At 44.9% G+C, this 13199-nt stretch carries 9 protein-coding genes and 1 pseudogene; 3 read left to right on the forward strand and 7 right to left on the reverse strand.

What is annotated here, in order from left to right:
- Positions 1–29: 29 nt before the first annotated feature.
- Positions 30–925 (reverse strand): annotated as a pseudogene (locus BSR11_RS02880) (LysR family transcriptional regulator ArgP).
- Positions 926–1045: 120 nt separating this feature from the next.
- On the opposite strand from BSR11_RS02880, the gene BSR11_RS02885 reads away from it, so the two are divergent.
- The gene (locus BSR11_RS02885) at positions 1046–1675 is read left to right on the forward strand and encodes a LysE/ArgO family amino acid transporter (protein ID WP_072668995.1); all 630 of its coding nucleotides are present in this window, start codon (positions 1046–1048) and stop codon (positions 1673–1675) included.
- 77 nt (positions 1676–1752) lie between these two features.
- On the opposite strand, the gene mscS is transcribed toward BSR11_RS02885, so the two are convergent.
- The 5 genes from mscS to BSR11_RS02910 form a co-directional block, all read right to left on the reverse strand.
- Entirely contained in the window at positions 1753–2616 is an 864-nt protein-coding gene (gene mscS, locus BSR11_RS02890) for a small-conductance mechanosensitive channel MscS (protein ID WP_072668996.1), read from the reverse strand.
- Between the two features lie 217 nt (positions 2617–2833).
- A complete protein-coding gene (fbaA, locus tag BSR11_RS02895) occupies positions 2834–3910 on the reverse strand; it encodes a class II fructose-bisphosphate aldolase (protein ID WP_072668997.1) in 1077 nt (358 codons plus the stop codon).
- A gap of 152 nt (positions 3911–4062) precedes the next feature.
- Complete coding sequence (locus BSR11_RS02900) at positions 4063–5226, reverse strand: phosphoglycerate kinase (RefSeq protein WP_072668998.1); 1164 nt, start codon at positions 5224–5226, stop codon at positions 4063–4065.
- A gap of 148 nt (positions 5227–5374) precedes the next feature.
- Positions 5375–6400 (reverse strand): erythrose-4-phosphate dehydrogenase, encoded by a 1026-nt coding sequence (gene epd / locus BSR11_RS02905; RefSeq protein ID WP_072669068.1) that lies wholly within the window; start codon positions 6398–6400, stop codon positions 5375–5377.
- Between the two features lie 125 nt (positions 6401–6525).
- A complete protein-coding gene (locus BSR11_RS02910) occupies positions 6526–8481 on the reverse strand; it encodes a TonB-dependent receptor domain-containing protein (protein ID WP_072668999.1) in 1956 nt (651 codons plus the stop codon).
- 142 nt (positions 8482–8623) lie between these two features.
- On the opposite strand from BSR11_RS02910, the gene BSR11_RS02915 reads away from it, so the two are divergent.
- Complete coding sequence (locus tag BSR11_RS02915) at positions 8624–9526, forward strand: LysR family transcriptional regulator (RefSeq protein ID WP_072669000.1); 903 nt, start codon at positions 8624–8626, stop codon at positions 9524–9526.
- A gap of 46 nt (positions 9527–9572) precedes the next feature.
- Here the strand turns inward: BSR11_RS02915 and tkt are convergent, their stop codons facing one another.
- A complete protein-coding gene (tkt, locus tag BSR11_RS02920) occupies positions 9573–11570 on the reverse strand; it encodes a transketolase (protein WP_072669001.1) in 1998 nt (665 codons plus the stop codon).
- Between the two features lie 423 nt (positions 11571–11993).
- On the opposite strand from tkt, the gene metK reads away from it, so the two are divergent.
- Positions 11994–13148 carry a methionine adenosyltransferase gene (gene metK, locus BSR11_RS02925; RefSeq protein WP_072669002.1) on the forward strand — a complete coding sequence of 385 codons (1155 nt, stop codon included), beginning with the start codon at positions 11994–11996 and terminating at the stop codon, positions 13146–13148.
- Positions 13149–13199: the final 51 nt, after the last annotated feature.

Here is a 13199-nt window from a genome sequence, read left to right on the forward strand (position 1 = left end):
ACAGTTTTAACGTATTGATACAAGCATACTTACTGTGGCAAATGTGCCCGAGCATAATCAACAATGCCTGTTGATAACTGAGCTAAAATCCCCGTTTCTAATAGCCAATGATGCCAATAGATCACATTGGTTACGGTTTGCCCAGGCGTCACCTCAACCAGCTCGCCTTTTGCCAACTCATCCTCAATTTGTAAACGTGGAATTAAGCAATAAGCCAATCCTGCTTTTGCAAGGGCAACGAAAGCCTCTGAACTGCCGACTTTATGATTAATTCGCATCTCACTTTGCACAGCGAAATGTTGCTTTAAAAATTGTTTATGCTGGCTATCTTGCATATCAAATGACACCGATGGGCATGGATCAGAGTTTGTGCATTCACACCATTCGAAAAATAGCGCGTCATAAAGCTGGGGCTAGCGACACATAAGTAATCCATTTTGCCCAAGTATTCCGCTCGACAACCCGGTAACGGTTGATCATCTAAACTGATCGCTCCCACGACTTCGCCATTCTTCATTTTTTCTATCGAACGAGATTCATCAAGAATAGAGAATTGAAAAGCGACGTTTTCTTTACTCATGATCGGCCGTAAAGCAGGAATAACCCAACTGGCTAAACTGTCAGCATTAGTAGCAATTGATAAGGTGACCGGACGTGCTGAGGTATCATTTAATAACTCTGGCATGGTTTCTTGCTCAAGCAGAAGAACCCGCCGATACAACCCAAGCAATTTTTTGCCTATTAGGGTCGGCTTAGGGGGAGCACTACGCACCAGTGCTGGCTGCGCAATAAATTTCTCTAGTTGTTTGATACGCTGAGAAACAGCGGACTGAGAAATGAATAACTTTTCAGCCGCACGCTCAAAACTGCCATATTGTAAAACCGCATCCAGTGCTTCTATCCATTTGTAATCTAAGCCACGCATTCTTGTCTATCCTACAGAAAATAAGCCAAACTTATTTGATATTAAAATCATTAATTATACTAATCAAATAACTCTGGGTATCTTGCGACCATTATTTGGCATTCTATTAATGAGACAACTGTGAACTTCTGGATTTTGCTACAAGGCTTCGGACTCGGGGCAACGATGATTATTCCCATCGGAGCACAAAACGCTTACGTTTTAAATCAAGGCATTAAGCGTCATCACCACCTAACTACGGCAACCATCTGTAGTGTGTTAGATGTTATCTTTATCTCCTTGGGAATATTTGGTGGCGGCGCATTACTGTCACAAAATGAAAGCTTATTGATTGCAGTTACTTTAGGTGGAATCGCCTTTTTAACTGGTTATGGCTTGTTAGCATTAAAAAGTGCTTTTAAACCGTCGCGACAACAAGAATCATCTTCTGAGATCACGGCGCGAGGTAAACGAACCGTAATTCTTGGAGCATTAGCGGTCACGGTACTTAACCCACATCTATACTTAGATACGGTAGTAATTTTAGGATCGATTGGCGGTCAATTTGAAGGCCATGACAGGCTTTCATTTGCCTTAGGAACGATGATCGCTTCCTTTGTGTGGTTTTATTCATTATCGATAGGCGCAGCCAAATTAGGGCCAACCTTATCCAACCCCGCCGTCAAAAAAGGCATCGATCTGGTGATCGCGGCAATGATGTTTACCATTGCTTTTCTATTGGCGAATAACCTTCAGCAATATTGGAACTAAAATAAAAACGGAGGCCAACACCTCCGTTTTTATTTTCTACTGTTCATCAATTTACTCAGCTCAACCAATAACGTCCGTTAGCTGATTTTATTCAAATGAACATCCATTTGTGGGAATGGAATTTCAATACCATTTTCATCGAGCGCTTCTTTAATCTTGTGGGTTAGTTCCCAATAAACGGGCCAGTAATCTGCACTCTCCACCCAAGGGCGAACGATAAAATTAATCGATGATTCACCAAGTTGATGTACTTCAACTCGAACAGCAGGATCTTTTAATACCCGAGGATCGCGCTCAACCACATCACGCAGTACCTGCTTGGTTTTATTCAGATCCGATTTATAAGATACGCCAATCAGTAAATCAACACGACGTGTAGCATGGCGTGAATAATTGACAATTGCGCCATTCACTACCGCTGAGTTAGGTAATACCACCATTTTGTTATCGGGTGTTTTTAAAATTGTCTGAAAAATATGGATAGAATCAACCGATCCAGCGGTTCCAGCCACTTCGATATAGTCACCGGATTTAAACGGACGGAAAGCAACGATTAACACTCCAGCAGCAAAGTTGGATAGCGAACCTTGCAGCGCTAAACCCACCGCTAAACCCGCCGCACCGATAATGGCCACAACGGACGCGGTTTGAACGCCAATACGACTTAATGCGGCAACCAATACAATAATGAATAGTGTGTAACGTACGATGCCTTGGATAAAATCGACAACCGCCTTATCCATCTCTTTTTTCATCAACACGTTTGCTACACTACCTGCAATCGTTTTAACAATGATGTTACCAATAAACAAAATCAAAATGGCGGAAATAATATTCACACCGTATTGAATCAATAAATCTGAGTTATTGGTTAGCCAATTATTGACCTGATGTAAGCTTTCAACACCAGGAACTTCAAGTCCCACTGACTCATTCGCCATCTTGTATATCCTCTACAATCAATGATATCGATATTCTTTTGGTTTGATGTATACAAAGGAGTGACAACTGCTCTATGTAATATCTCCACACAAAGTATACTTATTTAAATCTCAGCAAACATAAGATTATTCTTTAAACTAGCAGATCTATTTCCTAATCACTAGCTATAAAAAAAGCCGCCCCAACAAGGACGGCTAATGACTAACTAGACACTAATTACAGCACGTTAACGGCGTTAAGGTCTGCAAAAGCTTTCTCTAGACGAGCCACCATTGAGGTTTGGCCTGCACGTAGCCATACACGTGGATCGTAGTATTTTTTGTTTGGTGCAGCTTCACCAGTTGGGTTACCGATTTGGCCTTGTAGGTAATCGTGGTTTTCCGCTTCGTATTTACGGATACCATCCCATGTTGCCCACTGAGTATCAGTATCGATGTTCATTTTGATAACACCGTAGCTGATCGATTCTTTGATTTCTGCTTCAGACGAACCAGAACCACCGTGGAATACGAAGTTGAGAGAGTTCGCTGGAAGGCCAAATTTCTCAGAAACGTACGCTTGAGAATCACGTAGAATGGTTGGAGTTAATACCACGTTGCCAGCTTGGTAAACACCGTGAACGTTACCGAAAGAAGCAGCGATGGTGAAACGATGGCTGACTGCGCTGAGTTTTTCATAAGCGTAAGCCACGTCTTCTGGAGAAGTGTACAGCTCAGATGAATCCATATGAGAGTTATCAACGCCGTCTTCTTCACCGCCAGTACAACCAAGTTCGATTTCGATGGTCATACCCATTTTCGCCATACGCTCTAGGTATTTCGCACACGTTTCAACGTTTTCTTCTAGAGACTCTTCAGAAAGATCTAGCATGTGAGAAGAGAACAGAGGCTTACCTGTTTGAGCAAAGAACTCTTCGCCAGCATCAAGTAGACCATCGATCCAAGGCAGTAATTTCTTCGCAGCGTGGTCAGTGTGTAGAATCACTGGCACACCGTAAGTTTCAGCAACAGCGTGAACGTATTTTGCACCAGCCACGGCACCAAGGATTTGGGCACCTTGGCCTTCAAGTTTAACGCCTTTACCAACAAAGAAAGCAGCGCCACCGTTAGAGAACTGCACCACTACCGGTGCTTTCACTTTGGCCGCGGCTTCTAGTACTGCGTTGATAGAGTCAGTATTGACAACGTTAACAGCAGGTAGAGCAAAGTTATGCTCTTTCGCTACAGCAAATACTTTCTGTACGTCATCACCAGAAATCACACCAGGTTTTACGAAATCGAAGATCTTAGACATGGATTTGATCCTATTTTTTCTGTCGTTTAAAAATAAAACAGTTAAGTTTACATTCTTGCAAACGTTTGCTCACAACTGGCGCTATTCTAGCAGAATAAATACCCTCGTGCAGCAAACAAGAAAGCGGGAGTTACCCCCCGCTCTCATCGTCGTTATGCTTTCGCGCGTGCTTCTAGCATTTCTACTGCTGGTAATACTTTACCTTCCACAAACTCAAGGAAAGCACCGCCACCGGTTGAAATATAAGACACGTCAGCTTTGATACCAAACTTATCAATCGCCGCTAGCGTGTCACCGCCACCCGCCACTGAGAAGCCCGCTGATTTGGCGATCGCTTCAGAGATACCTTTGGTACCTGCTTCGAAGTTTTTGAACTCAAATACGCCGACTGGGCCATTCCACAAAATGGTTTTTGCGTTAGCAATGATTTCAGCCAATGCCGCGGTTGAATCTGGACCTAAGTCGAAAATCATGTCGTCATCTTGTACTTCAGACACATGTTTAATTTCTGCTGCGGCGTTTTCATCAAACGCTTTCGCACAAGCTACATCAGTGGCTACTGGAATAGAGCACTCTTTCATCAACTTCTGTGCAGTTCCAATCAGGTCCGCTTCGTATAGTGATTTACCCACATTGTGGCCTGCTGCCGCGATAAAGGTATTGGCAATACCACCACCCACCACTAATTGGTCGGCGATTTTAGAAAGGGATTCTAGTACAGTCAGCTTAGTCGATACTTTCGAGCCACCAACGATAGCCACTAATGGACGCTCTGGGTTATCCATCGCTTTACCCAATGCTTCAAGTTCTGCCGCCAATAGTGGGCCTGCACAAGCGATCGGTGCGAACATACCAACGCCATGCGTAGAAGCTTGAGCACGGTGCGCCGTACCAAATGCATCCATAACAAACACGTCACATAGAGCCGCGTATTTTTTCGATAATTCTTCTTCGTTTTTCTTTTCGCCCTTGTTAAAGCGAACGTTTTCAAGAACCACCAACTCGCCAGCGTTCAATTCCAAACCATCAAGATAATCTTTAGCAAGCTTAACGTCGCACTCAAGTGCGTCTTTTAAGTAGTTAACGACAGGCAGTAGAGAGAACTCTTCTGAGTATTCGCCTTCAGTAGGACGACCGAGGTGAGAAGTCACCATTACTTTAGCGCCAGCGGCTAAGCAGTGCTGAATCGTTGGTAAAGACGCAAGAATACGTGCATCCGAAGTCACTTTGCCATCTTTCACTGGTACGTTTAGGTCAGCACGAATAAATACGCGTTTACCTGCTAAATCCAGGTCAGTCATCTTGATTACAGACATGGTTTGTCCTCTCAAATATTGATAAATAAAGTTTTTGGAAACCCGGCAACCCTGCCGAGCCTAATAATTCTTCAAACTGGTTATTGATATGGAGACCGTCACGATGTATTTCAAGCTCAATACCCGATGGTTCTCCATCATCCTGCTCCTACTCGGATGCTTGCATTGCGAGCGCCGTATCCAGCATGCGGTTCGCAAAGCCCCATTCGTTATCGCACCAAACGAGCATTTTCACCAGTTGCCCGTTGCTGACCCTTGTTTGTGAACCATCAACAATGGCACTGTGAGGATCATGGTTAAAATCGATGGATACCAATGGAGCTTCAGTATAGTCAACAATGCCATCTAATGTACACCGAGATGCGTGTATGATGGTTTGATTTACGTCATTAACTTTCACATTTGTATTTAATGTGACACTTAAATCCATCGCTGTGACATTAACTGTCGGTACACGCACTGAAATTGCCTCAAATTTGTTAGAAAATTTCGGAAAAATTCTTTCAATGCCTTTGTGTAATTTCGTATCAACGGGAATGATCGATTGGCTAGCAGAACGTGTGCGACGTAAATCGGTATGATAGGCATCAATAACGGGCTGATCATTCATCGCCGAATGAATGGTGGTGATGGTGCCGGAATCAATACCAAAAGCCTCATCCAAAACTTTTATGATCGGCACAATGCAGTTGGTGGTACAAGAGCCATTTGACACCACGCGGTGCTCAGCAGTCAGCGTTTGATGGTTTACACCATAAATGATGGTGTTATCGAGATCATGACTCCCGGGATGGGAAAAGAGCACTTTCTTAGCACCCGCGGTAATATGGGCTAGACCATCGGCTTTTGAGCCATAGACTCCGGTACAATCGAGAACAATATCAACCCCAAGATCACGCCAAGGCAGCAGTTTGATTTCGCTAAGATGAAGAATCCGAATCGAATCATAGACACTGGCCTCATGATGAACATAGATATGCTCTTGATCATTAGTAATTTTTTTACCAAATCGGCCATGACTCGTATCGTATTGTAGAAGGTGAGCCATCGCATCGGGTAATGCCAGCTCATTCACCGCCACGACTTTGATTTGCTGATTTTTTCCACTCTCATATATCGCGCGCAAAACATTGCGCCCGATACGCCCAAACCCATTGATCGCGACTTTAAGCATCATTCCATCGTCTTAATTGTTTTCGAGAGGAGGATAGTAACTGATAGCCTTTAAGAGCAACACCCCAACTCATCCATCGTCGATAAAAAAGGCTCACTAAATAAAGTGAGCCCAGTATAACGCTTTTAGAAACTGATATCCGCCCCTATCCAATAGCTGCGTCCATCCAGTACTTTGCCATGTTTATCTTGTGAAATATCGGTATCGGTTAGGTTATAGATACCAAACAGTAAACGTGTCTCTTTGTTGACTTGGTAATTGCCACCAATATCTAAGGTTTGGTAAGCATCGTATTTATCCCCAACAGCTCCGCCTCTGACAATTGCGTATTCGCTGCCTTTGTATTTCGCATGTGTCCAAAACGTGAGTTGCTCACTGGCATCCCAATCTAAGTTGATGGATGCTTGATGGCGTGGAGTTCGACTTAATGGATCACCACGATTCGCCCCACTGCGCTGCTCTGAGTCCGTAAACGTATAATTGGCTGATAGAGCGAGTTGTTCCATGACTGGTACTTTAAAACTGGTTTCTATCCCTTGAATCCGTGCTTTATCGACATTTTCTCGTTGCTGAATAAAATCATGCTGACTACCTGAAGGTGACACGCATCCTCCACCGTTACTGGCATCATCACATAGAGTGGTTATCAACACTTTATCTTTAAAATCGGTATTAAATACACTGAGTGATGCCTGAAACCCTGTTGGTAGCTGATAAAAGACCGCAATTTCTTGGTTCAACGTTTTTTCAGGTTTGAGATCAGGATTGCCTAAAATCACCCCATTACGACGCCCACCACCCGTCACTTGTCCCCAATCGCTAGAGACTTCACGTAACCCTGGAGCACTGAAGCCATTAGTCACGCCACCTTTGACCGTCCAGTGATCATTCAATTGCCAAACAGCATAAGCACGGGGAGTAATTTCGTTGCCATAATGCTGATCGCGATTAAAACGTGCCCCAAGCGTTAAGGCAAAGTCTTGTGTCATTTGCCACTCATCTTCAATGAAAAAGGCACCGCGCCAACGTTCTAATGAATTAACGTTAGGATTGTATTTATTACCTGCATCATCCAACGATTCGTTAAAGTATTGTCCACCAACAGTCACAAAATGATCGTCAAATGCACGTTGTAAACTGGCGTCAACCACTTGGTTGGTGATCGTCATTTGACGGCTTTCATTGTCCGTTTTTTCGTGACTGTAGCTCAATTGGCTGGTTGCAAACTCCCAACGTCCTTCGTGGGAAAGGGCATAATATGAACGTTCATAATCCCCTTGTGATGGACGTTCGGCACTTTTTTTAGAACTGTCCCGCTTTTGACGACTTTGATTAATATCGATGCGAATATCTTGTGTATCGGTCGGGGTGAGGTCAAAACGGACATTGGCACTGTTCATCTCTTGTTCAGGGTAATAACCGATTTTGTCATCTTCAGCACGTCGAGAAACAGAACCCGAAAGCTGAACACCGAGTAAACCATCAATCAGAGGACCCGCGATAGTTGCACTGGCTTGCTGGCTATCACCAGCATAACCACGATCGCGCAGTTGGCTTTCTAGACGGAGTGAACCATTCCAAGTATCAGACACTTTTTTAGTGATAATATTAATCACCCCTCCCATTGCATCAGAACCATACAACGAAGACATTGGGCCACGTACGACCTCAATTCTTTCTATCATATTGAGTGGTGGGATCCAGCCTTGCTCGATGCCTGGTCCATCGCTGTTGGGGCGTGTCTGACGACTACCTTGTCTTTTTCCATCGACTAAAATCAGCGTATATTTAGCATCTAAACCACGAATACTAATGTCTTGACTTGCACCGCCACCAGAAATATAAATGCCCGGGACCGAGCGCAACGCATCGGTTAAATCTCTAAATGAGCCCTTGGCCATATCTTCAGCACTGATCACTGTGATACTGGCCGGCGCATTTCTCACCACCTGCTCAAAACCTGACGCGGTCACGACCAGTGTTTCATCAACTTGACGCTCTTGCTGAGCACTCACTGGCACCGATGCAAATAGACCAAACGCTACGGCAAAAGCGACGCGGGTTGGATTTAATCTAGACATTCACCACTCCATAAATGATAATGATTATTAATTTCGAAGTGGAATTATTCACAATTTGAATCATTGAGATAGACAGACAGATGGAATAGTCAGTCCCATATATGGAACAACAAGAGTATTGAATAACGAGGTCACTGTTATCATGCATGATTTAAGTGCCATCAAAGCCTTCCATGCACTCTGTCAGCATAAAAGCTTGACCGCTGCCGCTAAAGCGCTTGAGCAACCGAAATCGACACTAAGCCGACGACTTGCCATGTTGGAAAGTGATTTAGGGCAAGCGCTGATCACTCGCCAAGGTAACCGGCTCACCTTGACTAAAGCTGGACAAGTGTTTGCCGTTTATAGCGAGCAATTAGTTGAATTGGCATCAAAAGGCATTGAAGCTCTTCAAGAGCTGAACAATCAAATTAGTGGTCATTTGACGTTAGTCGTTCATCCTAACTTGGTTCGAGGTTGGATAAGTCACGTACTCGATGGATTTATGCTAGCTCATCCCGAAGTGACCATCCGAGTACACAGCCATTACGTAGCCGAAAATAGCTTATTAGAACCTGATTTGATGATTTGGATCGGGACCATCTCTCATTCAGGGTGGCGACGAGAGCTTCTCGGCAATTGGCATTATTCACCGTATGCCTCTCCAAGTTATTTAGCCACTTATCCCAAGCCTAATCATCCTGAGCAGCTGATAAATCATACTTGGATAGATTTTATTGCCTGTCGCCAAGAAGGGCTAACCTTAACTCATTCGACTCAAGGAGATTGGGTATTACCAGCACTAAAAAGTCGTTTACAAAGTGATAGCTTAGCGATGCAAGCCGATGCGATAGCGAAAGGAAGAGGTATTGGTTTATTACCAACATGGTTTGCAGAAGGTTTTGAACGCGCTCATCCAGGAAGCCTTGCTGCTTGCTTACCTGAGTGGCTATCTCCACCTAGTGAGGTGGCTTGTTACTATCCAGCGGGGCGTCACCCTTTACGGTTACGCTTATTTATCGATGCCTTGCGTCAAGCTTGCCCTCATGATTGGAAAACCGCCTAGTCGAAGATAGAAAAAAGCCCAGCCAATATAAGCTGGGCTTCAACTATTATGCCAGCAATTCGTTGGCGGTTTTCACCACATTTTCAGTCGTAAAACCAAAAATCTTGAATAACTGATCGGCTGGTGCCGATTCACCAAAGGTGGTCATACCGATGATCTTGCCGCCAAAACCAACGTATTTGTACCAGAAATCCGCAATGCCTGCTTCAATTGCAATACGCTTAGTGACGTCGGCAGGTAATACCGCTTCACGGTAAGCCGCATCTTGCTTATCAAAGGCATCGGTTGATGGCATTGAAACCACGCGGACTTGCTTACCTTGTGCTTCAAGTTCAGCCGCCGCCTTCACCGCTAGCTCCACTTCAGAACCCGTTGCAATCAGAATAAGCTCAGGTTTGCCAGCACACTCTTTAAGAATATAACCACCTTTAGCGATATCAGCCACTTGCTCTGCCGTGCGTGGTTGCTGCGCGAGGTTTTGACGCGAGAAGATCAGCGCCGATGGCCCATCTTTACGTTCAATCGCCAGTTTCCAGGCTACTGCGGATTCGACTTGGTCACAGGGACGCCATGTGCTCATATTCGGAGTTAAACGCAGTGAAGCGATTTGCTCAACCGGTTGGTGAGTCGGACCATCTTCACCCAAACCAATCGAGTCATGAGTGTAAACCTGAATATTTTGGATCTTCATCAGCGCCGCCATACGCATTGCGTTACGCGCGTATTCCATAAACATTAAGAAGGTCGCGCCATAAGGCACAAAGCCACCGTGCAACGCGATACCGTTCATAATGGCGGTCATACCAAATTCGCGTACGCCGTAATGGATATAGTTGCCAGAGAAATCTTCAGCAGTGAGTGATTTTGAGCCAGACCACATGGTCAGGTTTGATGGCGCTAGGTCTGCAGAGCCGCCCATAAATTCTGGTAATAATTTACCGAACGCTTCAAGAGCATTTTGCGACGCTTTACGTGACGCAATGTTGGCAGGGTTCGCTTGTAACTCAGCAATGATAGCATTAGCTTTCTCTTGCCACTCACGAGGAAGATCGCCATTAACGCGGCGTTTGAACTCAGCGGCTTCAGCTGGGTACTGGGCAGAATAAGCCGCAAATTTCTCATCCCAAGCCGCTTCTTTAGCTTGGCCCGCTTCTTTTGCGTCCCACTGAGCGTAAATATCAGCCGGAATTTCAAATGGACCGTATTGCCAACCGAGGAATTCACGCGCCGCTTTAATTTCATCATGGCCTAATGGTGCGCCGTGGCAATCATGAGAACCCGCTTTATTGGGTGAGCCAAAACCGATGATGGTTTTAGTACAAATCAGCGTCGGGCGAGAGGTTTCTGCTTTGGCCGCTTCAATCGCCGCGTTGATCGCGTCTGCATCGTGACCATCAACCGCTGGGATCACATGCCAACCGTAAGCTTCAAAACGTTTTGGTGTGTCGTCTGAGAACCAGCCTTCAACGTGGCCGTCAATCGAGATGCCGTTGTCATCCCAGAACGCAATCAGCTTGCCAAGACCCAATGTACCCGCCAGTGAACAGGCTTCGTGCGAGATACCTTCCATCAAACAACCATCGCCCATAAACACATAAGTAAAGTGATCAACGATGTCGTGGCCGGGTTTATTGAACTGCGCCGCAAGCGCTTTCTCGGCAATTGCCATCCCTACCGCGTTAGTAATGCCTTGGCCTAATGGACCCGTCGTTGTTTCAATACCTGGCGCGTAACCGTATTCTGGATGACCTGGGGTTTTTGAATGCAACTGACGAAAGTTTTTCAGATCATCAATCGATAACTCATAACCACTTAGATGTAACAGTGAATAAATCAACATTGAGCCATGACCGTTCGACAAAACAAAACGGTCACGATCAGCCCATTGTGGATTTTGTGGGTTGTGATTGAGATGTGAGCGCCACAGCACTTCAGCGATATCCGCCATGCCCATTGGGGCTCCCGGATGTCCAGAGTTAGCTTGTTGAACACCATCCATGCTTAACGCACGGATTGCGTTAGCCAGTTGTTTACGCGAAGACATATCAGCTCCTAAAAAGCGATGAAATAAAAAGCGATCCCCAATTGACAGATGAGCGATAAGTGTTTTCGTCTCTATCAATAGCAACCCTGCTCTGGATAGAAAGGAAACCAAGTCACTGACCTAAAGTGGGAAGGGTATAGAAAAAGTGTTCAATATTGTCGCAAAGCCCCTTGGCCTCTGCAAACCTTTTACTGCCTATGGCGATGATTTTTGTAATCGGTTACATAAATTTTCATCGTAATTATAAAAACATCACAAAATCAAGCAAACGTTTGGCCATGAGATAAACTAAAAAAGAGCTTGTAATTTGAGCATTGAAAACTAGAATAGACGTCTAGATGTAGAAACGCCTACATATTGAACAATTTTGCCGACGCGTTTATCGAATAACGGGTCGCTACTCATATGAAAATTGGAGCTATCATGGCTAAACATTTGTTTACTTCTGAATCTGTATCAGAAGGTCATCCTGATAAAATTGCCGACCAAATCTCTGACGCGGTTCTTGATGCCATTTTAGAACAAGACCCAAAAGCCCGTGTTGCCTGTGAAACCTATGTTAAAACAGGCATGGTGATGGTTGGTGGTGAAGTGACCACTTCAGCTTGGGTTGATATTGAAGAATTAACTCGCCAAACGGTACGTGAAATTGGTTATGTTAATTCTGAAATGGGGTTTGATGCCAACTCGTGTGCGGTACTTAATACCATTGGTAAACAGTCGCCAGATATCAACCAAGGCGTTGATAAATCCGACCCTAAAGATCAAGGTGCTGGTGACCAAGGCATTATGTTTGGTTACGCTTGTAACGAAACCGAAGTCCTGATGCCCGCACCCATTACCTATGCACACCGTTTAATGCAGCGTCAAGCAGAAGTGCGTAAAAATGGTAGCCTAGCTTGGTTGCGTCCGGATGCAAAATCTCAGGTCACTTTCCAATATGACCAAGGTAAGATCGTTGGTATTGATGCTGTGGTACTGTCTACTCAGCATTGTGATTCCGTCTCTACCGCTGATCTGCGCGAAGGCGTGATGGAAGAAATTATCAAGCCAGTGTTACCTGCTGAATGGCTAACTAAAGAGACCAAATACTTCATTAACCCAACTGGTCGTTTCGTGATTGGTGGTCCAATGGGTGACTGTGGCTTAACGGGTCGTAAAATTATCGTCGATACCTACGGCGGTGCAGCACGTCATGGTGGTGGTGCATTCTCTGGGAAAGATCCATCCAAAGTTGACCGCTCTGCGGCTTATGCCGCTCGCTATGTTGCGAAAAACATTGTGGCTGCCGGTCTTGCGGATCGTTGTGAAATCCAACTTTCTTACGCCATTGGTGTCGCTGATCCAACGTCGATCATGGTAGAAACCTTCGGTAGCGAGAAAGTATCGCATGATATTATCATTGAAGCGGTACGTCAGTTTTTCGACTTGCGTCCTTACGGTTTACAAGAGATGCTCAGCTTACTACAGCCTATCTACAAGAAGACTGCCGCGTATGGTCACTTTGGCCGTGAAGAGTTTCCTTGGGAAGCCACCGATAAAGCCGCTCTACTGCGTGACTTTGCTGGTTTAAAATAGTCATTGATAGCCGAAATGGCTTACTCCCTAAAGAGTAGTAAGCCATAATTG

The organism is Vibrio injensis (genome assembly GCF_001895205.1).
Lineage (GTDB): Bacteria > Pseudomonadota > Gammaproteobacteria > Enterobacterales > Vibrionaceae > Vibrio > Vibrio injensis.